This is a genomic window from Paenibacillus sp. FSL H7-0918 (assembly GCF_038007025.1).
GTDB classification, from domain to species: Bacteria; Bacillota; Bacilli; order Paenibacillales; family Paenibacillaceae; genus Paenibacillus_AQ; species Paenibacillus_AQ odorifer.
Genome location: NZ_JBBOWJ010000002.1, coordinates 1,081,891 through 1,104,501, shown reverse-complemented (window position 1 = coordinate 1,104,501; position 22,611 = coordinate 1,081,891). Strand labels below are relative to the sequence as shown.

The window sequence follows — 22,611 nt, the reverse complement described above, 5'->3', positions numbered from 1 at the left end:
GTGTACACACAGATGACCCACACAACAACCAAAACAGCCCATATCGTGTCCCATACTCACTGGGACCGTGAATGGTATTTGCCCTATGAGAAACACCACGTCCGTCTGGTTCAGCTGGTGGATGCACTGCTTGCCAAGCTGGACGGAGATTCCGCCTTCCGCAGTTTTTACCTCGATGGGCAAACCATTATTCTGGAGGATTATCTTCAGGTTCGGCCAGAGAACAAAGAGAAGCTGGAGAAGTATATCCGGGATGGGCGAATCTTGATTGGACCTTGGTACATTTTGCAGGATGCGTTCCTGACGAGCGGCGAGGCAAATGTGCGGAATATGCAGATCGGCCATCAGGATGCCGAGAAATACGGCGAGCCTTCCAAAATCGGCTATTTTCCCGATACGTTTGGATTGGTCGGACAGACTCCGCAGCTGATGTTGCAGTCAGGGATTACGAATGCTTTTTTTGGACGCGGGGTGAAGCCTACGGGATTTAACAACACTGTATCGGATGCAGGTTATGAGTCCTCTTTCTCCGAGCTGATCTGGGAAGGGCCGGATGGATCCAAAATTCTCGGTATCCTATTTGCCAACTGGTATTCTAACGGCAATGAAGTTCCTGTTGAGGAAGGTGCGGCTCGGGAATTCTGGGACCGTAAGCTTGCGGATGCAGAGAAGTATGCTTCAACGGGGGAGTTATTGTTCATGAACGGGTGCGACCACCAGCCTCTGCAATTGGATTTGCCGGAAGCTATCCGCACCGCCGAAAAGCTATACCCTGAAGTGAAGTTCGTGCATTCAAATTTCCCGGACTATCTGCAAGCCTTGGATCAGCAATTATCCTCGGGTCAGCGGGAGCTCTCCACCGTTACAGGGGAACTGCGCAGCCAGCGTACAGACGGATGGGGCACCTTAGTGAACACAGCCTCAGCCCGGGTGTATTTGAAGCAGATGAACCAGCTGGGCCAGACTCTTTTGGAAAAAGTAGCCGAGCCGCTGGCCTCCATCGCCCGCCTGTCCGGACAGGACTACCCGCACCATCTATTCACCTATGCCTGGAAGACGCTGATGCAGAACCATCCGCATGACAGTATCTGTGGTTGTAGTGTGGATGAAGTGCATCGTGAGATGGTAACTCGTTTTGATAAAAGCCGGCATGTTGCTGAGAGCATCATAGATGACAGTGCTAAGTTTATCGCAGATCAAGTGGAGACTTCTGGCTTTTCCGCATACGGGGAAGATGCAGTTCCTTTTATAGTGATGAATACCACGGGGTGGAAGCGTACGGGAACGGTAACTATAGAGCTGGATGCTGAACGGTTATATCTGCGCGAGGGTTATCCTTTGGATGAGACCGCCCGCAGAATGCTGGCTGTTGATTTGTCCGGCAGGATTCTCGTCGATCACACAGGGGAGGAATTAGCGTCTACAGTGGATGATCTGGGTTTAAGCTTTGGTTATGATCTGCCTGATGACCAATTCCGTCAGCCGTATATGTGCCGCAAAGTGAGACTTACTTTTGAAGCACGCAATGTGCCTGCACTTGGGCTTTGTACTTACGCTTGGGTACAATCAACTACGGAATCCGCTCAGGGAAGCTCTTTAATAGAAGGAGAGCGCAGCTTGGAGAATGCATCTCTCAAGGTAGTTGTTGCTGAGGATGGTTCATTTACGTTATTGGATAAGCATAGCGGTACCACTTATCGTGAGTTGGGGATTTACGAGAATACCGGAGACGTAGGCAATGAATACATGTACAAGCAGCCAGAAGGTGAACAAGCGCTGACGACCAAAGGCCAGCCTGCAGTTATTAAGGTGATTGAAGACTCTCCCTTCCGTGCGGCCATTGAGATCCGAATAGATTGGGAGATTCCGGCTTCGGCGGATGACACCTTGGAGGCGGAACAGCGTGCACTTGTGTATTATCCTGAGCGTAAAGCGCAGCGGAGTGTAAATACGGTGGTTTTGAAGCTTCGTACCGTCGTATCGCTGGAGCGGGAAGGCAAAGGTGTGCATATTGAATCCACAATTAATAACCAAGCCAAGGATCACCGGATACGAATGCTGTTCCCGACCGATCTGTCTACCGATGTGCATCGTGTGGATTCTATGTTTGAAGTGGCTACCCGAGATAATAATCCAGCACCAGAATGGGCAAATCCGAGCAACACTCAACATCAGCAATCCTTTGTGGATGTCAGCAATGGCGATGTAGGACTTACGGTAGCCAATCAGGGATTGAACGAATATGAGGTTCTGCGGGATGGACGCAATACTATTGCCGTCACCTTGCTACGCAGCGTAGGGGAATTGGGGGATTGGGGCTGGTTCCCAACACCGGAAGCTCAGTGCCTGGGCGAATATACAGCACAACTGGAGCTGATTCCTCATTCTGGTGAGGGAAGTGAACAGCGGGCATTTACAGAGGCCTATCAATTCCAGACCCCTTGGACGGTATGTCAGACCGGCCTGCATAGCGGGAAGTTGAACTCTGGATATACTCCATTGGTTTGGGAGGGAGATAACATGGCCTTCTCATCCATGAAAATGAACGGAACTTCCGGCGACTTGTTTTTGCGTTGGTACAATATGTCCGCTCAGCAGACACAGTTGCAACTGAAAGTGAATAGTCCTCAAGAGTATTTATTTAAGAGCAATATCTTAGAGCAGCCTAACCCTGCTTTACAAGGAGCAACGTCTTCGGTTCACCACTTAGAGGTCGGACCATCTGAGATTGTAACTGTAGGTGCGAAATTAAGCTTCTAAGTAAAAAGATGCCCCGGCGCTTCCCTGCCGGGGCATCTTTTTACTTACTTTCTTCTATAAGACTTGTGCCAATCTTGAATGGCCTCTTGGCGGGAGGGGAATCTCATCTGGATCCAATTGTTTGTTTCCCATTCATGAATCGCCTGCTGTTTAGTTTGGTAAAAGCTGTAGTCGCAAATGTTCCAGCTGTTATACAGTTTCTGATACCATTTCCCTTTAGGGATGTCGCGAGGGTAACGGCGGACGGCTTTATTGGCTTGTTTTTTAGCCCATGATGAACCATCTTTCTGTTGGTCGCTGCACACGGGTTGCTTTTTCACACTTCTGCTCATTGATTCTCCAACCTCCTTTTAGAGGGAAGCTAGAGATCATGCAAGGTCTTTATATGAATCACCTCTTTGCCAAAAAATAATGGAATTGATACCTATGTATGAAGGGGCTTTGATGTTAAATAGATAGACGCGGAAAAGGGGAATACGGTTGCGATACAATTGCGGAGAAGTATGTGTTTAGTTTTTTTAAAATAAAGCTTGCAATGCATCTCCATACATGATATATTCTAAGTCCGGCCAAGAAGTACACATGCCGAGCTCGAAAAGAAGTTAAAAAAGAGCTTGACATTAAATAGCCGAACATGATATAGTATAAGAGTTGATGCTGAGACATTGAACGGCGCCAACGAGAACTTGATCTTTGAAAACTGAACAACGAGTGAGTAGGAAATCACGCAAGTGAAATCCAAATTAGAGAATTAATTTTCTCGTCAGATGTTTCAAAATGAGCATATCGCTCTTTTCAATACTAATTGGAGAGTTTGATCCTGGCTCAGGACGAACGCTGGCGGCGTGCCTAATACATGCAAGTCGAGCGGAGTTATTTTGAAAGCTTGCTTTCAAAATAACTTAGCGGCGGACGGGTGAGTAACACGTGGCAACCTGCCCTTCAGACTGGGATAACTACCGGAAACGGTAGCTAATACCGGATAATTTCTTTTTCTCCTGAGAGAAGAATGAAAGACGGAGCAATCTGTCACTGAGGGATGGGCCTGCGGCGCATTAGCAAGTTGGTGGGGTAACGGCCCACCAAGGCGACGATGCGTAGCCGACCTGAGAGGGTGAACGGCCACACTGGGACTGAGACACGGCCCAGACTCCTACGGGAGGCAGCAGTAGGGAATCTTCCGCAATGGGCGAAAGCCTGACGGAGCAACGCCGCGTGAGTGATGAAGGTTTTCGGATCGTAAAGCTCTGTTGCCAGGGAAGAACGTCCGGTAGAGTAACTGCTACCGGAGTGACGGTACCTGAGAAGAAAGCCCCGGCTAACTACGTGCCAGCAGCCGCGGTAATACGTAGGGGGCAAGCGTTGTCCGGAATTATTGGGCGTAAGCGCGCGCAGGCGGCTATTTAAGTCTGGTGTTTAAACCTTGGGCTCAACCTGAGGTCGCACTGGAAACTGGGTGGCTTGAGTACAGAAGAGGAAAGTGGAATTCCACGTGTAGCGGTGAAATGCGTAGATATGTGGAGGAACACCAGTGGCGAAGGCGACTTTCTGGGCTGTAACTGACGCTGAGGCGCGAAAGCGTGGGGAGCAAACAGGATTAGATACCCTGGTAGTCCACGCCGTAAACGATGAGTGCTAGGTGTTAGGGGTTTCGATACCCTTGGTGCCGAAGTTAACACAGTAAGCACTCCGCCTGGGGAGTACGGTCGCAAGACTGAAACTCAAAGGAATTGACGGGGACCCGCACAAGCAGTGGAGTATGTGGTTTAATTCGAAGCAACGCGAAGAACCTTACCAGGTCTTGACATCCCTCTGAATCTGCTAGAGATAGCAGCGGCCTTCGGGACAGAGGAGACAGGTGGTGCATGGTTGTCGTCAGCTCGTGTCGTGAGATGTTGGGTTAAGTCCCGCAACGAGCGCAACCCTTAACTTTAGTTGCCAGCAGGTTAAGCTGGGCACTCTAGAGTGACTGCCGGTGACAAACCGGAGGAAGGTGGGGATGACGTCAAATCATCATGCCCCTTATGACCTGGGCTACACACGTACTACAATGGCGGTACAACGGGAAGCGAAGCCGCGAGGTGGAGCCAATCCCATCAAAGCCGGTCTCAGTTCGGATTGCAGGCTGCAACTCGCCTGCATGAAGTCGGAATTGCTAGTAATCGCGGATCAGCATGCCGCGGTGAATACGTTCCCGGGTCTTGTACACACCGCCCGTCACACCACGAGAGTTTACAACACCCGAAGTCGGTGGGGTAACCCGCAAGGGAGCCAGCCGCCGAAGGTGGGGTAGATGATTGGGGTGAAGTCGTAACAAGGTAGCCGTATCGGAAGGTGCGGCTGGATCACCTCCTTTCTATGGAGAATCGTTCTCTGCAATGAGGACATTCAAATCGGAAGCTCAGCTTCCAAAACTCAGGTTTAGGCCTGTTACTCACTCGTTGCTCAGTTTTGAGAGTTTAAGCTCTCAAGTAAGACTTGATCCTTGAAAACTGGATACCGAAACGAATTTGCGTTTTAGAACATCTTTTAGCAACTTGTGCAAACAAGTAAATGTTATTAGTGAGATTTTTCAAAGAAGATATCGTTCGATATTTTCCTACGGAAAAATCGAGGTTAAGCTAATAAGAGCACACGGAGGATGCCTAGGCGCCAGGAGCCGACGAAGGACGTGGCGAACAACGAAACTGCCTCGGGGAGCTGTAAGCAAGCTTTGATCCGGGGGTGTCCGAATGGGGAAACCCAGCTGTGGTAATTCGCAGTTACTCATTTCTGAATACATAGGAAATGTAGAGGCAGACCAGGGGAACTGAAACATCTAAGTACCCTGAGGAAGAGAAAACAATAGTGATTCCGTCAGTAGCGGCGAGCGAACGCGGAACAGCCTAAACCTAAGAGCTTGCTCTTAGGGGTTGTGGGACGTCTCACATGGAGTTACAAAGGAATATGGTAGGTGAAGAGGTCTGGAAAGGCCCGCGATAGAGGTAAAAGCCCTGTAACCTAAACTGTATTCTCTCCGAGACGGATCCCGAGTAGTGCGGGGCACGTGAAACCCCGTATGAATCCAGCAGGACCATCTGCTAAGGCTAAATACTACCTGGCGACCGATAGTGAAACAGTACCGTGAGGGAAAGGTGAAAAGCACCCCGGAAGGGGAGTGAAATAGAACCTGAAACCGTGTGCTTACAAAAAGTCAGAGCCCTATTAATGGGTGATGGCGTGCCTTTTGTAGAATGAACCGGCGAGTTACGTTTAACATGCAAGGTTAAGCCGAGAAGGTGGAGCCGCAGCGAAAGCGAGTCTGAATAGGGCGATTTAGTATGTGGACGTAGACCCGAAACCGTGTGATCTACCCCTGTCCAGGGTGAAGGTGCGGTAACACGCACTGGAGGCCCGAACCCACGTACGTTGAAAAGTGCGGGGATGAGGTGGGGTAGCGGAGAAATTCCAATCGAACTCGGAGATAGCTGGTTCTCCCCGAAATAGCTTTAGGGCTAGCCTCGGTATAAGAGTAGTGGAGGTAGAGCACTGATTGGGTGCGGGGTCCGCAAGGATTACCAAGCTCAGTCAAACTCCGAATGCCATATACTTATTGCCGGGAGTCAGACAGTGAGTGCTAAGATCCATTGTCAAAAGGGAAACAGCCCAGACCATCAGCTAAGGTCCCCAAGTGTGTGTTAAGTGGAAAGGATGTGGAGTTGCACAGACAACCAGGATGTTGGCTTAGAAGCAGCCACCATTGAAAGAGTGCGTAATAGCTCACTGGTCGAGTGACTCTGCGCCGAAAATGTAACGGGGCTAAACACACCACCGAAGCTATGGCTAGATGCTTTGCATCTGGGGTAGGGGAGCGTTGTGTAGGGGTTGAAGGTGTACTGAAAAGAGCGCTGGACACTACACAAGTGAGAATGCCGGTATGAGTAACGAAAAGATCAGTGAGAATCTGATCCGCCGAAAGCCCAAGGTTTCCTGAGGAAGGCTCGTCCGCTCAGGGTAAGTCGGGACCTAAGGCGAGGCCGAAAGGCGTAGTCGAAGGACAACAGTTTGAAATTACTGTACCACCGTAATCCGCTATGAGCGATGGGGTGACGCAGGAGGGTAGTGACGCGGACTGATGGATGTCCGTCTAAGCAGTGAGGCTGGTGTGTAGGCAAATCCGCACATCGTTAAGGCTGGGCTGTGATGGGGAGCGAAAATTATAGTAGCGAAGGTCATGATCTCACACTGCCAAGAAAAGCCTCTAGCCAGGAGAAGGTGCCCGTACCGCAAACCGACACAGGTAGGCGAGAAGAGAATTCTAAGGCGCGCGGAAGAACTCTCGTTAAGGAACTCGGCAAAATGACCCCGTAACTTCGGGAGAAGGGGTGCCCCGGTAGTGTGAATAGCACGAGGGGGCCGCAGTGAAAAGGCCCAAGCGACTGTTTAGCAAAAACACAGGTCTGTGCGAAGCCGCAAGGCGAAGTATACGGGCTGACGCCTGCCCGGTGCTGGAAGGTTAAGGGGAGTGGTTAGGGGTAACCCGAAGCTATGAACCGAAGCCCCAGTAAACGGCGGCCGTAACTATAACGGTCCTAAGGTAGCGAAATTCCTTGTCAGGTAAATTCTGACCCGCACGAATGGCGTAACGACTTGGGCGCTGTCTCAACGAGAGATCCGGTGAAATTTTAATACCTGTGAAGATGCAGGTTACCCGCGACAAGACGGAAAGACCCCATGGAGCTTTACTGCAGCTTGATATTGAATTTGGGTACGATCTGTACAGGATAGGTGGGAGCCGTAGAAATCGGAGCGCAAGCTTCGGTGGAGGCGCCGTTGGGATACCACCCTGATCGTATCTAGGTTCTAACCTAGTGCCCTAATCGGGTACGGGGACCGTGTCAGGCGGGCAGTTTGACTGGGGCGGTCGCCTCCTAAAGAGTAACGGAGGCGTTCCAAGGTTCCCTCAGAATGGTTGGAAATCATTCGCAGAGTGCAAAGGCATAAGGGAGCTTGACTGCGAGACCTACAAGTCGAGCAGGGACGAAAGTCGGACTTAGTGATCCGGTGGTACCGCATGGAAGGGCCATCGCTCAACGGATAAAAGCTACCCTGGGGATAACAGGCTTATCTCCCCCAAGAGTCCACATCGACGGGGAGGTTTGGCACCTCGATGTCGGCTCATCGCATCCTGGGGCTGAAGTAGGTCCCAAGGGTTGGGCTGTTCGCCCATTAAAGCGGTACGCGAGCTGGGTTCAGAACGTCGTGAGACAGTTCGGTCCCTATCTGTCGTGGGCGCAGGAAATTTGAGAGGAGCTGTCCTTAGTACGAGAGGACCGGGATGGACGTACCGCTGGTGCACCAGTTGTTCCGCCAGGAGCATGGCTGGGTAGCTACGTACGGACGGGATAAGCGCTGAAAGCATCTAAGCGTGAAGCCCCCTCAAGATGAGATTTCCCAATTAGTAAGACCCCTTGAAGACGACGAGGTAGATAGGTTGGAGGTGGAAGTGCAGCAATGCATGGAGCTGACCAATACTAATCGGTCGAGGGCTTATCCTAAAAATACCCCAAAAAGTGAAGAAAAGGCTGCGAAGCTAATTCCGAATACTTTCCGGGGGCCCCGAAGAGATGACGGGCGACGCAAATTCAATTCGGATTCAGTTTTCAGGCGATTAAGCCTGAGCATTTACGCTGTAAATGCCCGTTTGGTGGCGATAGCGGAGGGGTTCCACACGTACCCATCCCGAACACGACCGTTAAGCCCTCCAGCGCCGATGGTACTTGGACCGAAGGGTCCTGGGAGAGTAGGACGCCGCCAAGCGGACAACCACATTACCCGTGGTATTTTTTTTGCCCTTAATATTAATATGTCTTAGAAGGGCCTTTAGCTCAGCTGGTTAGAGCGCACCCCTGATAAGGGTGAGGTCGGTGGTTCGAGTCCACTAAGGCCCACCATATTCCCTGATAGCTCAGTTGGTAGAGCACTCGACTGTTAATCGAGTTGTCACAGGTTCGAGTCCTGTTCGGGGAGCCATTTATGGAGAGGTGTCCGAGTTTGGCCGAAGGAGCACGATTGGAAATCGTGTAGGCGCCACAAGCGTCTCGAGGGTTCGAATCCCTCTCTCTCCGCCATAAAAATTATTAGCATGGCCCGTTGGTCAAGGGGTTAAGACACCTCCCTTTCACGGAGGTAACATGGGTTCGAATCCCATACGGGTCATATCATGGAGGCTTAGCTCAGCTGGGAGAGCATCTGCCTTACAAGCAGAGGGTCGGGGGTTCGATCCCCTCAGCCTCCACCATATTATTTTCACTGACGCGGGGTGGAGCAGCCCGGTAGCTCGTCGGGCTCATAACCCGAAGGTCGCAGGTTCAAGTCCTGCCCCCGCAACCAATTTACTCTTATACATTATGTTTAGGGATAAGCTGGTATGGTGAAAATGAATAGTATATACTTATTAATGACGCGGGGTGGAGCAGCCCGGTAGCTCGTCGGGCTCATAACCCGAAGGCCGCAGGTTCAAATCCTGCCCCCGCAACCAATTTACACTTATGCATTATGTCTATGGAACCGTGGTGTAGTTGGCCTAACATGCCTGCCTGTCACGCAGGAGATCGCGGGTTCGAATCCCGTCGGTTCCGCCATTTAGTTAATTATTATTGGGGATTAGCCAAGCGGTAAGGCAACGGACTTTGACTCCGTCATGCATAGGTTCAAATCCTATATCCCCAGCCATTTATGAGAGCCATTAGCTCAGTTGGTAGAGCACCTGACTTTTAATCAGGGTGTCGAAGGTTCGAGTCCTTCATGGCTCACCATTTTCTTTAAAGTGTGCGCGTGTGGCGGAATTGGCAGACGCACCAGACTTAGGATCTGGCGTTTCACGACGTGGGGGTTCGAGTCCCTTCACGCGCACCATGTTTTTGCGGACGTGGCTCAGCGGTAGAGCATCGCCTTGCCAAGGCGAGGGTCGCGGGTTCGATTCCCGTCGTCCGCTCCATATAGATTTTGCGCCCTTAGCTCAGCTGGATAGAGCGTTTGACTACGAATCAAAAGGCCGGGAGTTCGAATCTCTCAGGGCGCGCCATTTTTATTACTAAGCAGTTATAGTATTGTTAACGGGATGTAGCTCAGCTTGGTAGAGCACCTGGTTTGGGACCAGGGGGTCGCATGTTCAAATCGTGTCATCCCGATTTTATACCTTTGCGGGTGTAGTTCAATGGTAGAACTTCAGCCTTCCAAGCTGATAGCGTGGGTTCGATTCCCATCACCCGCTTATAAAGAGAAACACCTGCCGGTATTAGGCGGGTGTTTTTTTGTATAGTTAAGCACGTATGGATACAATAGGAACTAGAGATTTTATTTGAGGAGGGGCCAATGTTTGAATTTGAAGCAAGGTTAGTCAGACCAGATACGAATGGGAGTTGGACATATCTTACGGTTCCTTTTGACGCTGAACAAATATATGAAACTAAATCAAGGATACAAGTTAAAGGAAGCCTGAATGACATTCCCTATAAAGGAACACTCATGCCGCATGGTAATGGGAAACATTTTATGGTCGTGAAAAAAGAACTGCGAGACTTAGCCCATGCTCAACCTGGAGATATAGTTCGGGTGACAATGGAACAAGATCATCAATTGCGAGAGATAGAAGCTCCAGAAGATTTTCTGGACGCACTAAGCAGCAGTGAGCAGGCAGAGGTATATTATAACAGCTTGGCTTATTCCTATCGGAAGGAATATGTGAGCTGGATCGAAGGGGCGAAAAGACCGGAAACCAGAGCAGCAAGGATCCAGAAGTCAGTTAATAAGCTGGAAGAAGGTTTGAGGCTTAAATAATAGAACAGCGTCCTCCTCCTTAATATCTGGAAAGGGACGCTGCTGTAGTGGGTATATAAGGGATCGTCCTTATATAAGAACGCCTACTTCACCATTATTCACGAACTTAATGCTTTCGATCTTCACCTCTAGTTGACCTGAAGGAATCGCTAGCTGACAAGTACTGCCGAGCTCAGCCAGCAGCAGCTGCATGCCTATAGGTGACAACATAGAAATCTTGTTATCGTTAGGTTCTGCTTGGTTAGGAAATACGATGGTATAGATATCTGTAGTATTATCGTCCAAGTAACGAAGCTGCAGCTGACTTCCGATAAAGACCTGTGAATTTAAATCTTCACCATTGAACTCAGTTAGTAATTGTTCCAGCTCGGAGCAATAACGGGATAACAGCGTTTCAGCGTTGCTTCTATCCTTGCTTCGTACCGGAAAGTATTGATTTAGAAATGCGATTTTTTCCTCATCAAAATAGATAAGCTGCTGAAGCAGCTGTGTCCGTGAGCCTTCATAGATAAGACTATGGTTCATAGTAGATTTCACCCCCTCTAAGTAGCACATTCCTTGTAAACCTGTTATGGTGTGTTGCCATCTTAAAATCCCTCCTATACAAATAGAGGTCCCCCAATGGAGACCTTCTGATCAGTATACCAGCTTCTATTTGTAAATCCAATCCATTTTAAAAGGGGAATTAAAACCTTCTAAATATTGTAATGAAAACCTTTGACTATTACATACTTGGGTGCTATGATAGGCTGATGCATAGGCATTTCGTAGAAAACTGCGAAATGCCTATACTGTATTTTGAAGATATTTTTACATTAATTGTTACCTGGGGAGTGATACGCCATGTACATTTCGTTGAGTTCACATATAGATTCCAGAACTATAAAATAACTACTTAATTTATTAAAGGAGGAGATCAGGATGATTCAAGTTAAAGAGTTTGTAGATGCTGATAATTCTTATGCAGAGAATAAAGCTAATGAGTTCCTGGCAGGACTACGGGAGGAACAGATTGTGAATATCTGTTACGGTTCGGTAGTTAAATCATCACGTGATGGGGCAGAGCACCAAAGAACCACTATACTGGTCGTGTATAAGACAAATGAAAGGCAATAACTGGAACACGTTTTTTTCATGTCTATCCATTGTCTCCACGCTGGGCGTTGTGATTGTCATCATTTATTATGTTTTCAGCTAATTAGCAAAAAGAGGACCTTTCCCATCTACGGGCAAAGGTCCTCTTTAGTTTATAAGTGCATTTACAATCTTACATTCCGTCTGGTACAGATAAACCCAAACCGGATGCGATACGCTGTCCCAAGTCTGGATCAGCTTTAAAGAAATGCTCAATCTGGAGACGTTTGATATCGTTACTTTCAACAGGAGTCATAGCGCCAACGATATTTTGAACTAGACGGGTACGTTCTTCTTCAGACATTAGACGGTACAAGTCACCTGGTTGTGTATAGTGATCGTCACTATTGTAGGAGACACTATCCGCATAACCAGAGATTTCGAACGGAGATGTTTTATGCTGCGGTGATTCTTTAGGTCCTCCTAAGCTGTTAGGCTCGTAATAGGCACCGGAACCGCCATTGTTGCCCAAGGCCATGCCACCATCACGTTGATAGTTCTTCACTTCTACTTTTGGACGGTTGATAGGTAAACTGTTATGGTTGGGACCAACCCGGTGACGGTGTGCATCACCATAAGCGAACAGACGGCCTTGTAGCAATTTATCAGGCGAAGCTTCAATACCAGGAACGAAAGAGCCGGGGGAGAATGTAACTTGTTCTACTTCAGCAAAGTAGTTCTCCGGATTGCGATCCAATACCATACGTCCAACCTCGATTAACGGATAATCTTTTTGCGACCAGACCTTTGTTACATCAAATGGATCAAAACGGTAAGTCTTCGCATCCTCGATTGGCATAATTTGCACGTAGAGCTTCCAAGCAGGGAAATCTCCTTTATCAATAGCATTAAACAAGTCCTCTGTATGATAATCCGGGTTTTCCCCAGCGATTTTGGCAGCAAGGTCTGCATCTAGATTCTTAATGCCTTGTTCTGTTTTGAAATGGTATTTCACCCAGACTGCATTGCCCTCGGCATTTACCCACTTGAAGGTATGGCTACCGAACCCATGCATATGTCTCAGCGTAGCTGGAATTCCGCGATCCGACATCAAAATCGTTACCTGATGCAGAGATTCAGGCGATAAAGACCAGAAGTCCCATACAGCATTCGGGTTCTTCAGATGTGTCTGTGGATCACGTTTCTGTGTATGAATAAAGTCCGGGAATTTAATCGCATCACGAACGAAGAATACAGGCGTATTGTTACCTACGAGATCATAGTTTCCTTCTTCAGTATAGAACTTCACGGCAAATCCACGAGGGTCGCGTACGGTATCAGCAGAACCTAATTCACCAGCTACAGTAGAAAAACGAATGAACAACGGTGTACGTTTGCCTACTTCAGACAAAAAGTTAGCTTTTGTGTATTGGGTTAGATCTTTTGTAACTTCAAAATACCCGTGAGCGCCAGCACCTTTAGCATGAACGACACGTTCAGGAACCCGTTCTCTGTTAAAGTGGGCTAATTTCTCAAGCAAATGGACATCTTGCAGTAAAGTGGGACCGCGGTCACCGGCTGTCATTGAATTCTGATTGTCGCCTACTGGAGCACCCCAGCTGGTTGTAAGATTATTATTATTGGAGCTCATTAATAGAATCACCTCGTGAGATTTGATTTTAGATTTAGTATAAGTTCTATATTAATGTTTTTTAGAGAAATTGCAACACTTTTTAAATAATTGACTCATTACAATATGTGGTAATCGTCATTACAGCGTTGGCACATTCAGATATATATGATAGACAAAGTGATTAATTACTTAGCAGAATTAAAAAAGAAACAGCGCATCCCTACCATCACTGAAGGGGTGCGCTGCATTTTTTGATATAGAAGATATTCGGTTCTTGTACTTAGGCTTTAATGTACATTCTGTTGTAATATTCATCTAACATTCTTTTGGTGGCAAACTCCGTACGGGTGGTTTCGATACTCTTTTTCATCATTTGTACCCACTGTTCACGATTCTCGTAAAAGGTTGGGAGTACACGTTTCAATAAGGTGTCGTACAGTGCATCACTATCATGCTTATCCAGCACCTCAAAGTCTGTAGTTTCGAAGCCGTCTCCAATCTGCCAGCCATTCTCACCATCGATGCAGGCTTCCGGCCACCAGCCATCCAGAATAGAACAGTTCAATACACCGTTCATAGCTGCTTTCATCCCGGAGGTGCCGCTGGCTTCCAATGGTCTGCGTGGATTGTTGAGCCAAATATCAGTACCGCGCGTCAGCTGGGCGCCAATCGTCATATCGTAATTCTCGAGGAACACAACACTCTTTGGATACTTTTTCATCATCGCTACTAGGTTACTGACGATTTTTTTACCGTTATCATCGAGTGGGTGCGCTTTGCCGGAGAATACAATTTGTATCTTTCCAGACTCCAGATAAGGTTCGATAATTTCTGGCTGCGAGAAGATCAGGTCGCTTCGTTTATATGGAGCTGCTCTGCGTGAGAAGCCGATGAGTAAATTGTCAGCATTTAAGCTAATGCCGGAACGTTCTTTGATGAACTGGATCAGTTCGCCCTTGATCTCTTTATGCACTGCCCATAAGTCTCCATCCTGTTCGTAGGCTTGCGTCATTCTATCATCTACCCAGGTAGGAGTATGGATGGCATTAGTAATGCCTATAATTTCCGATCTTCCGGCTACTTCCTTCCACATTTTATTAGCCGTATCGGCGTGTAGCTGGGCTACTGCGTTGGAAATACGTGATAGTCTTAGACCTGCAACCGTCATATTAAATGGCTCGCCGCCGATCCGCTCCATCTGGTCACGGGTTAAGCCGTTGAACGCACTCATATACTCAAGTCGGTCGAGAGGATGGGTTTCGTTGCCTTCTTTGATTGGTGTGTGGGTAGTGAATACGACTTCTTCGCGAGTGGCTTTCCACGCTTCTTCGAAGGTATGGCCTCCGGACATTTTTTCACGGATTAGTTCGATAGCCGCTAGAGCCGCATGACCCTCATTGAAGTGATAGACATCAATAGGGATTTGCAACGCACGCATAGCTTTGACTCCACCAATCCCAAGCACGATCTCTTGTGCGATCCGTTCTTCGCCGAACCAGCCGTACAATTGGCCTGTGATCCAGGCATCATTATTCTCGGGAATATCCGTATCCAGTAAATACAATGTGCTGTTGCCAAAATAATCAGTTTTCCATACTTTGCATACCACATCGGTTTTTCGGACTTTAACAGTTACCTTAACCCCTGTATCTTCAAGAAACTCATAAACATAATTGTGATAGGAGTCGTACGGATTGCCATTAGCATCAATCTTTTGGTCCGTGTAACCTTGTTTCCACTTCAGCCCAATAGGGATGATAGGGGCGTTGATATCTTTTGCACCCTTGATGTAGTCTCCGGCAAGAATGCCCAGACCTCCGGCATACATTTTGAAATCGGAATGCAGCCCGTACTCCATACTAAAATAAGCGACTGACGGTAATTTTTGTTCGTTCACTTGATAAGCCTCCTAATCACGGATTAGATTAAATTGCAGTGAAGCTGCGGGCATTATCTCAGGTGCAAACGTTTGCTCAAAATAGTGCAGGCAATCATTGTGGAAGCGATTGCACCACTATTCTAGCACACTCGATGAATAAAAGCATAACGTCAATTTGGTGAAAACAACCATTTTGAATCCAATTGAGCGGAATTGATTGATAAAGTGGACAGAAGCCCCTAAGATAAAGAGATTGAAGAAATAATTAATGGTGGTGTCTAAGTTGGATATAGTTGTGATTGGAAGCTTGAATATGGATATGGTGGTACGTACAAACCGGTCACCAAATGCAGGAGAAACCCTGATTGGACAAGCCTTTGCTCTATCTCCTGGCGGAAAAGGGGCAAATCAGGCCGTTGCCGCAGCACGTCTGGGTGCAGAGGTTAGTATGATCGGAAGAGTTGGAAAAGATACCTTTGGTAGCGAAATGCTGGAGATTATCAGGAATGAAGGCATTCATATAGAGCATATTTCTGTAAGTGAACATGAGGCAACAGGAGTCGCCTCAATCGTTATTGAAGAAGATGGAGAAAATCGGATTATCGTGGTACCTGGAGCGAATATTGAGCTTACGGTAGAGGATATTCAGGCATTGGAGGCTGTGATTAGCCAGGCTAAGATCATTGTGCTGCAGCTTGAAATGGATCTGGCGATGAGTGAGCAGGCGATTGCGATTGCCCATCGTAAGGGGATTCCGGTCATCCTTAATCCTGCACCAGCTAGAGTGCTAAAGGATGAGATGCTGGCTCAGGTATCTTACCTGACACCTAATGAGACGGAAGCCGGGATTTTGTCCGGAATGACTGTGGATAGCGCAGAGACTGCTGAGCAGGCAGCCCGTATTTTGCTGCAAAAAGGAGTACAGAACGTAATTGTAACCTTGGGTTCAAAAGGTGCCCTGATTGTGAATGCTGAAGGTGCCAAGGCTGTTCCAGGCTTCCCGGTAAAGGCGGTAGATACAGTTGCTGCCGGTGACTCATTTAATGGCGCATTAGCCCAGCAGCTGGTCATAGGGAAGACCTTGGAGGAAGCCGTGAGCTTCGCTAATGCTGTAGGTGCATTGGCTGTAGGGAAAGAAGGGGCGATCCCTTCATTGCCGCAGTTGTCCGAGGTCGAGCAATTTCTAAAACGTAAATCGCTGTAGAATAGACAGTACAGGATATTCAAGATCTATACTAGATGAGATAGGATAAGGAGCTTAAATAATGAGCAGAACAGTAACCGTTAAAAATGTGATCATCGGCGAAGGAATCCCTAAGATATGTGTTCCGCTAATTGGAGCGACCTTGTCTGAGCTGAAGCAGGAAGCGGAAGCGCTGAAAGTACTGCAACCTGATTTGGTGGAGTGGCGGACGGATTTTTTTGCTGAAGTGGAAGACGTTGCAGCTGTAAAGAACGCACTAAGCGAAATCTGTTCTGTGATTCCAGATCTGCCGCTGATTTTTACTTTTCGGAGTGCAAAAGAAGGCGGAGAGAAGCAAGTCAGCACGGAATATTACACAGCACTGAATAAAGCTGCTGCCGAGAGCGGTCTAGTAGATATAATAGATGTTGAACTATTTAATGATGAGCAGGATGTAAAGCTACTGGTCGAAGCTGCTCATGCTCATAACGTGTCTGTCATTATTTCAAATCATGATTTTCAGGGTACACCTCCTAAAGAGGAGATCATCTCACGGTTATGCAAGGCGCAGGAGCTTGGCGGGGATTTGCCCAAAATTGCCGTTATGCCCCAAGATGCAGGCGATGTGTTAACTTTGCTGGAAGCTACACATATCATGAAGGAAAAATATGCAGACCGTCCGATTATAACGATGTCTATGGCGGGAGCCGGGGTGATCAGCCGTTTGGCAGGTGAAGTTTTTGGTTCAGCGCTTACCTTCGGAGCTGCACATAAACCTTCTGCACCTGGCCAGGTAGCTGTCGCTGAGCTTCGGAATACATTGTCGCTGCTGCACCGCAGTCTGTGATTTCTGCTGATTGCTATTGCCTCAAAAAAAAGGCATCTGGAGTATCCGGATGCCTTTTTCTATTTTAAAATATTGTTCGTGCGCTTACGCATTTTTTCCCGTATATACATGTACGGCATCTCTTAGAAACGCAGCGAGTCCAGGGCGGCGTTTGTCATAGTATTCGGTAAAACGTTCATCATCAACATACAATTGTGCAACACCAGCATGAGCTTCTTTGGAATAGGAATTCCAGTAGAAGGAGAGCCACTCACGATGTAGGTCTGCACTTTTTTGCGCTAATACACTGGCAGGGTCTCCATGCTCCATTGCTTGCAAGAGTGTTTCGAACATCTCTTCCTCAAGCTGTTGTATAGCGGCATATTGTTCTTCTGTCATTCCTTTAAGCTTTTGGTTGGATTGATTAATGGTGTCATCTCCGTATTTCTCCCTTATTTCTTGGCCATATTTCTTTTCGTTGTCATCTACCAGCTTTTGTTTAAAGCCTTCGAATTTTTCAGTATCACTCATGGTAATTCTCCCTTCTTTTTGAGCCAGCGTCTTTTCGACGTTAGCGATTAATAGATCTAATTGCTGTCTTTTTTCCAGTAGCTTGTCATGATGCTCCCGCAGCGCTTTGGCTCCGTCGAATGAGGGCTCTGTCATAATAGCCTTGATACGTTCCAGACTTAAGCCAAGCTCCCGATAAAATAAAATTTGCTGTAGTAGATCTACTTCGGTACGGCCATAGATACGATACCCCGAAGAGTTGATTCTCGCCGGCTTAAGAATGCCAAACTCATCGTAGTAGCGCAGGGTCCGTGTGCTGATTCCAGCTAACTCTGCGAGCTTCTGCACTGTGTATTCCGTAGTATCACCTCCTACAAATCAAATGTACACCTTTACGTAACGTGAAGGTCAAATGGTTTTTTTAGCATATCCAAAACAGCGGCAGCTACCCTCTGAATGATCATGGGGAAGTCTGCCGCTGCTATGAATAAGTCTATAATGTTAAGCTTTGCTGCTTGAATTTATTTATGGCCCATCTGTGCTGTGAAATAATTGTGCAATTCCTCCAGCTTACGAGGGTCCGCAAGGGTTGCTTTGTCTGAGAAGTAGTGTTCAACGACAAGGTCCCAGGTAGGTACAATTTTTTGTGAGGTCATAGCCTTTATGGCTACCTTAACTGTTTTGCGTTCTTTGGCATTGGAGAAGGTATCTACGTAATGCTGTGAACGCTCAAAATCCAGATCCTTAAACACGGCGCGGAAGATCTCTGACGTCATCCGTGCATCATCCAGCGCCCGGTGTGCAGATCCAGTAGGCTCAAGCTCAAACAATGCCATCGCGCTTTCCACGCTGACATCATTGCTAAGACCACGCGCACGAAGAACTCCTTTGAGCAAATCGAAATACGTAGCGGACATCCAGTAGGATTCGTCCATCTTGTGCATGCGCACATCCTGAATGATTCGCTTCATGTCTTCGCCACCCCAGGTAAGCAGCAGAACTCCGTCTGTACTTAGATCAAGCCACTCTCTAAAAGCAGTGATGACTTTGGGGAAGCGGGCGGCAATATCGATTTCCTCTTGAGGGATACCCGTTTTTTTCTTAATAAAGGAATTCAGGGTGGAGAAATATATAGGTTTGATCAAGGAAGAAAACTCATCCTTATACTGCAGTGAAGAGTCTAACCGGACGGCTCCAATCTCAATGACCTCCATAGGGTGCTCGCTGGCAAACTTACGGCCGTTGAATTCGATGTCCAGAATAATATAATCCACAGGTACTTGCCTCCGTTTCCATGACTGACGCTGTAGTGCTTAATACGTCGACTTCTCTATTTTAACAAAAAAAGTGATGTAATGGGGAATATGGAGACAAGCTAATATTTGCACAAAAAAATGAACCATCGTAACATCTGCGCACTGGTTCATTTAATCACTATTAAAATTTAATCCTATAAAAGATTAATGTCCTGAATCGGCAGCAGGTTCAGGCATATGAATCGGCTGTTCATTTATAACGGATCCGTCATCAAGACGAAGCCAGGTATTGAAGTCTTGAGTGCCTTTGAACAGTTCGATGACGCGTGCTCCCCGCATAAAGCCTTCTTGTCCATAAGTATTGTAGCCGGTAGCACGGCCATAAGAAAGACGTATGCCATACAGGTTGCCGCTAAAATCGTTGATATGGTCATGTCCGCAGAAGGTGCCAAGCACATCACCCATTTCCAGCAAAGCTGAGAATAAGCCCGAGTTCACCTCAGGTGAGCATACACGCTCAAACTTATGCCCATGACAGACTTGTGTAGACCAGACATCCCGATATTCGGGAATTGGAATATGGAAGAAAGCCAAGGCAGGCAGCCTGTTCTCAGCAGTCTTCGGATTCAGCCGCGCAGATTCAGCCGTCAGCCAGTTGATCTGATTCCGCCCAATCCAATTGTAGCCCGGGATATCCTCATACTCGGAGTAGCCGCCAGAGTCCAGAAAATACAAAATAGCAGCCGAGTCGTCCTCCTGATCTTTAATTTCAAGAGTGTAATTGCCCGAGCCTTCCAGCTCTTCTGGACCGGCTTCGGTCAGGCAGTGGGGATGTTCCAGGGCAATTTGCATCAGTTCACTCTTTGAAATCAGAGTTTCTGTGTCATGGTTGCCAAATACAAAGGTCCAAGGGATGCCGGATCTCTCCACGGCAGCGACAGCCTCACGAAAAGCTTGTGCGGGGTGCTCGCATGCCTTGTTTCCCGGTGATACAGGACCCGTGTAAATAAGATCTCCCGTGAAAACCACAAGATCAGGTTGTTCCGCATCCAGAATGCGTTCCATCAGTGCCTCGGTAAGCTGATCCTCAGCTCTTCCATCCATCCAGTGCAGATCTGTAAATTGTACGATTTTAAAAGTGCCATCTTGCTGAAATGATAAACTGTGTCTCATTAGAATAATCTCCCTTACTATCGAATATTGAATAGCAAGCTGTGGAGGCGCCAACCCCTCATTGCGCCAAGAGGGCAATAAGGGCTGACGTCGTTAGAAGCATAGCTATACGCAGGTCAGCAGATCCAGATCCGCTGAGTGCAATGATCTCCAGAGTTTCTACCGATCATAATATCATATTCCCCAGGCTCGAAGACCAACTGATCGTCTTTTCCGTAGAACATTAACATTTCTCTGGTGATTTCGAAGGAAACCACCTGTTTCTCATGCGGTGCGAGTGTAATCTGCTGGAAGCCTTTCAGTTCCTTGACCGGGCGCACGACACTTGCGCTGACGTCGTGGATGTAGAGCTGAATGGTTTCCTTGCCGGCGATGTCCGAAGTATTCTCTACTTCAATGGAGGCAACCACCCGATCCGTAGCTTCAACATTGAAGCTGTTGTAAGCAAACTTGGAATAACTCAGGCCATAACCAAAACAGAACAGCGGGTCATTTGGGCAGTCCAGATAACGGGTCACGTAACGCACATTAGGATACATAGGATCATAAGGACGTCCCGTTTGATAAGCATTGTAGTAGACAGGAATTTGCCCAACCGAGTAGGGGAAGCTCATCGATAAACGTCCGGAAGGATTATAATCTCCGAACAGCACATCGGCCAGCGAATTTCCTGACTCTGTACCCAGAAACCAAGCCTGCAGCAGAGCGTCGCTGGCATCAAGAACGGGTTTCAGCTCCAGTGGTCTGCCGCTGAATACAATGGTGACGACCTTTTTTCCGGTATCCTTCAGACGCCAGATCAGCTTCTCCTGATTGGCTGATAGGCGGAGATTGGATTTGCTTCCGCCTTCCCCGGTATCCTGCTGGTTCTCACCGACAGCGGCGAGAATTACATCACAATCCTTCAGCGCCTGGTAGGCGTCTTCAATTTCATCCTCCACATCAAAAACACCCTCAAGCATGCTTCCCAGCTCACCAGTCATGGCCGTAAAAATATTTTCGGCAGATGTTTTTTGCGAAAGGCCGGTGTAGAGTGATACAGCCGGATCTTTTTCTGTCCCGGCCCAACCGCCCAGCACATGAATGGAGGTGGCGAAAGGACCAGCCAGACCAATCTTCATGCCACGTTTAAGGGGCAAAGCATCATTGTCGTTTTTGAGCAGTACAACTGAGCTAGCTCCAAGCTCCCGTGCGGCCTGCAGATGCTCCGCGCTAGGTTTCGGAGCCTCATCCACCAGCGGATCTGCATCCTTGAATGGATTATCGAACAAGCCAAGCGCGTCCTTGAGCTCAAGCACCCGGATGACGGCTTCATCGATCAAGGCGATATCAAGCTTTCCTTCCTCGACCAGAGCAGCGCCGTGGTTTAGATAGTGAGTGGACATCATCTCAATATCCAGCCCAGCAGCCAGACTTTTCTCGGCTGCCTCACGGCCATCTATCGCGGCGCCATGGGGAATCAGCTCATTAACGGAATTGAAATCGGCGATGGTAACGCCGTTGAAGCCCCATTCTTCCCGTAAAATCCCGCGAAGAAGCTCGGAATTACCACTTGCCGGGATACGGTCAATGGTATTAAATGCGGCCATCACCATGGCCACACCAGCATCTACGGCAGCCTTATAGGCTGGCAGGTAGAACTCACGCAATACGCCGGAAGACATATCCACCGTATTGTATTCCCGTCCGCCTTCGGGAGCACCGTAACCAGCGAAATGCTTCACACAGGCAGCGATGCGTCCTTTTTCTTTTAGGTCCTTGCCCTGATAACCCCGCACCATACTTTCGGTGACACGGGCATTCAGATAGGGATCCTCACCAGATGTCTCCATGACGCGTCCCCAGCGCGGGTCGCGTACGAGATCAGTCATGGGCGAGAAGGTGACGTGAATGCCGGCAGCCGCACTCTCCTTGGCGGCGATTTCAGCAAACCTTTCACAGGCTTCAAGGTCAAAGCTGCTGCCCATGGCCAGCGGAATCGGGAGGATGGTCCGGTAGCCGTGAATGACATCCGCCATGAAGAGCAGAGGAATCTTTTGTCGGCTGGTTTGCAAATGTCGGGTCTGTTGCTCGATTACATTCCGGGCTCCAACACCGTTCAGAACACTTCCGATGCTCTCCATTACCTGCGGCTTAATATTCAGTTCCTTAAATGGTCCGGTTAAATCCACGGTATCGTCCAAACCCCAATAGTGAGGACCTAGCTGGGTTAATTGGGCCAGCTTTTCGTCCAGGGTCATATCGTTCACAAGATCTTGGATAAACGTTTTAGTCATGGTTAACTCCTTCCTCGTGAGCGCATTGAAAGTTAGTTTGTTAAATAGATGTGTAGTTCCCCGCCGGGCAGCGTAAGCATGATTTTATTAGCAAAACTTACGTTAGATAGGCGATAAGGATGGGAGTGAACCGTTAACTCTCCTGGCACACAGCTCCGAGATGCGGAATGGGCCTGAGCTATAATCAGGTTCATTTTTTGTGAAAATCATAGCATTTCTC

13 protein-coding genes, 15 tRNA genes and 3 rRNA genes are annotated in these 22,611 nt (G+C 48.0%); 23 read left to right on the top strand and 8 right to left on the bottom strand.

Annotation, left to right across the window (positions count from 1 at the left end):
• Positions 1-12: 12 nt before the first annotated feature.
• Complete coding sequence (locus MHI15_RS18890; RefSeq protein WP_341164697.1) at positions 13-2,760, top strand: alpha-mannosidase; 2,748 nt, start codon at positions 13-15, stop codon at positions 2,758-2,760.
• Positions 2,761-2,804: 44 nt separating this feature from the next.
• On the opposite strand, the gene MHI15_RS18885 is transcribed toward MHI15_RS18890, so the two are convergent.
• Complete coding sequence (locus tag MHI15_RS18885) at positions 2,805-3,092, bottom strand: hypothetical protein (protein WP_312151109.1); 288 nt, start codon at positions 3,090-3,092, stop codon at positions 2,805-2,807.
• A 470-nt stretch (positions 3,093-3,562) separates the two neighbouring features.
• Between MHI15_RS18885 and MHI15_RS18880 the strand changes: the two genes are divergently transcribed.
• From MHI15_RS18880 to MHI15_RS18790, 19 genes are all read left to right on the top strand, one after another.
• A 16S ribosomal RNA gene (locus MHI15_RS18880) occupies positions 3,563-5,116 on the top strand.
• 258 nt (positions 5,117-5,374) lie between these two features.
• Positions 5,375-8,297 (top strand): 23S ribosomal RNA (locus tag MHI15_RS18875).
• A 145-nt stretch (positions 8,298-8,442) separates the two neighbouring features.
• Positions 8,443-8,559, top strand: a 5S ribosomal RNA gene (rrf, locus tag MHI15_RS18870).
• The 16S, 23S and 5S rRNA genes sit together here with 15 tRNA genes alongside, the layout of an rRNA operon.
• A gap of 57 nt (positions 8,560-8,616) precedes the next feature.
• A tRNA-Ile gene (locus MHI15_RS18865) sits at positions 8,617-8,693 on the top strand.
• Between the two features lie 3 nt (positions 8,694-8,696).
• Positions 8,697-8,772, top strand: a tRNA-Asn gene (locus MHI15_RS18860).
• 5 nt (positions 8,773-8,777) lie between these two features.
• Positions 8,778-8,870, top strand: a tRNA-Ser gene (locus tag MHI15_RS18855).
• A gap of 16 nt (positions 8,871-8,886) precedes the next feature.
• Positions 8,887-8,958 (top strand) — tRNA-Glu (locus MHI15_RS18850).
• A 6-nt stretch (positions 8,959-8,964) separates the two neighbouring features.
• A tRNA-Val gene (locus tag MHI15_RS18845) sits at positions 8,965-9,040 on the top strand.
• A 15-nt stretch (positions 9,041-9,055) separates the two neighbouring features.
• Positions 9,056-9,132 (top strand) — tRNA-Met (locus MHI15_RS18840).
• Positions 9,133-9,203: 71 nt separating this feature from the next.
• Positions 9,204-9,280, top strand: a tRNA-Met gene (locus MHI15_RS18835).
• A 25-nt stretch (positions 9,281-9,305) separates the two neighbouring features.
• A tRNA-Asp gene (locus tag MHI15_RS18830) sits at positions 9,306-9,383 on the top strand.
• Positions 9,384-9,399: 16 nt separating this feature from the next.
• Positions 9,400-9,474 (top strand) — tRNA-Gln (locus tag MHI15_RS18825).
• Positions 9,475-9,481: 7 nt separating this feature from the next.
• Positions 9,482-9,557, top strand: a tRNA-Lys gene (locus tag MHI15_RS18820).
• A gap of 15 nt (positions 9,558-9,572) precedes the next feature.
• Positions 9,573-9,657, top strand: a tRNA-Leu gene (locus MHI15_RS18815).
• Between the two features lie 7 nt (positions 9,658-9,664).
• A tRNA-Gly gene (locus MHI15_RS18810) sits at positions 9,665-9,739 on the top strand.
• Between the two features lie 10 nt (positions 9,740-9,749).
• Positions 9,750-9,826: transfer RNA gene (locus tag MHI15_RS18805), tRNA-Arg, on the top strand.
• 32 nt (positions 9,827-9,858) lie between these two features.
• Positions 9,859-9,932: transfer RNA gene (locus MHI15_RS18800), tRNA-Pro, on the top strand.
• A 12-nt stretch (positions 9,933-9,944) separates the two neighbouring features.
• Positions 9,945-10,015: transfer RNA gene (locus MHI15_RS18795), tRNA-Gly, on the top strand.
• Between the two features lie 101 nt (positions 10,016-10,116).
• The gene (locus MHI15_RS18790; protein ID WP_341164696.1) at positions 10,117-10,581 is read left to right on the top strand and encodes a YdeI/OmpD-associated family protein; all 465 of its coding nucleotides are present in this window, start codon (positions 10,117-10,119) and stop codon (positions 10,579-10,581) included.
• Positions 10,582-10,650: 69 nt separating this feature from the next.
• Here the strand turns inward: MHI15_RS18790 and MHI15_RS18785 are convergent, their stop codons facing one another.
• Entirely contained in the window at positions 10,651-11,106 is a 456-nt protein-coding gene (locus tag MHI15_RS18785; protein ID WP_036686880.1) for a GreA/GreB family elongation factor, read from the bottom strand.
• Between the two features lie 396 nt (positions 11,107-11,502).
• Between MHI15_RS18785 and MHI15_RS18780 the strand changes: the two genes are divergently transcribed.
• On the top strand, positions 11,503-11,697 hold the full coding sequence (locus tag MHI15_RS18780) for a sporulation protein Cse60 (protein ID WP_036686883.1): 195 nt from the start codon (positions 11,503-11,505) through the stop codon (positions 11,695-11,697).
• Positions 11,698-11,848: 151 nt separating this feature from the next.
• Here MHI15_RS18780 and katA read toward each other — a convergent pair whose 3' ends face one another.
• Positions 11,849-13,306: a catalase KatA gene (katA, locus tag MHI15_RS18775; RefSeq protein WP_341164695.1), complete on the bottom strand. Its 1,458-nt coding sequence runs from the start codon at positions 13,304-13,306 to the stop codon at positions 11,849-11,851.
• Positions 13,307-13,568: 262 nt separating this feature from the next.
• Positions 13,569-15,185 (bottom strand): alpha-glucan family phosphorylase, encoded by a 1,617-nt coding sequence (gene glgP, locus MHI15_RS18770; RefSeq protein WP_341164694.1) that lies wholly within the window; start codon positions 15,183-15,185, stop codon positions 13,569-13,571.
• Between the two features lie 256 nt (positions 15,186-15,441).
• Here glgP and rbsK point away from each other — a divergent pair, with 256 nt between their 5' ends.
• Positions 15,442-16,371: a ribokinase gene (gene rbsK, locus MHI15_RS18765; RefSeq protein WP_218640948.1), complete on the top strand. Its 930-nt coding sequence runs from the start codon at positions 15,442-15,444 to the stop codon at positions 16,369-16,371.
• A 61-nt stretch (positions 16,372-16,432) separates the two neighbouring features.
• Positions 16,433-17,197, top strand: a complete 765-nt coding sequence (gene aroD / locus MHI15_RS18760; RefSeq protein WP_076130672.1) for a type I 3-dehydroquinate dehydratase — start codon at positions 16,433-16,435, stop codon at positions 17,195-17,197.
• 84 nt (positions 17,198-17,281) lie between these two features.
• Here the strand turns inward: aroD and MHI15_RS18755 are convergent, their stop codons facing one another.
• The 4 genes from MHI15_RS18755 to bglX all read right to left on the bottom strand — a co-directional run bounded on the left by MHI15_RS18755 (position 17,282) and on the right by bglX (position 22,391).
• Positions 17,282-18,034, bottom strand: a complete 753-nt coding sequence (locus MHI15_RS18755) for a MerR family transcriptional regulator (RefSeq protein WP_076282127.1) — start codon at positions 18,032-18,034, stop codon at positions 17,282-17,284.
• Between the two features lie 173 nt (positions 18,035-18,207).
• Positions 18,208-18,960, bottom strand: a complete 753-nt coding sequence (locus tag MHI15_RS18750) for a 3'-5' exonuclease (RefSeq protein ID WP_036686897.1) — start codon at positions 18,958-18,960, stop codon at positions 18,208-18,210.
• A gap of 186 nt (positions 18,961-19,146) precedes the next feature.
• Positions 19,147-20,115 carry a metallophosphoesterase family protein gene (locus MHI15_RS18745; protein WP_341164693.1) on the bottom strand — a complete coding sequence of 323 codons (969 nt, stop codon included), beginning with the start codon at positions 20,113-20,115 and terminating at the stop codon, positions 19,147-19,149.
• A gap of 116 nt (positions 20,116-20,231) precedes the next feature.
• On the bottom strand, positions 20,232-22,391 hold the full coding sequence (gene bglX / locus MHI15_RS18740; RefSeq protein WP_341164692.1) for a beta-glucosidase BglX: 2,160 nt from the start codon (positions 22,389-22,391) through the stop codon (positions 20,232-20,234).
• Positions 22,392-22,611: the final 220 nt, after the last annotated feature.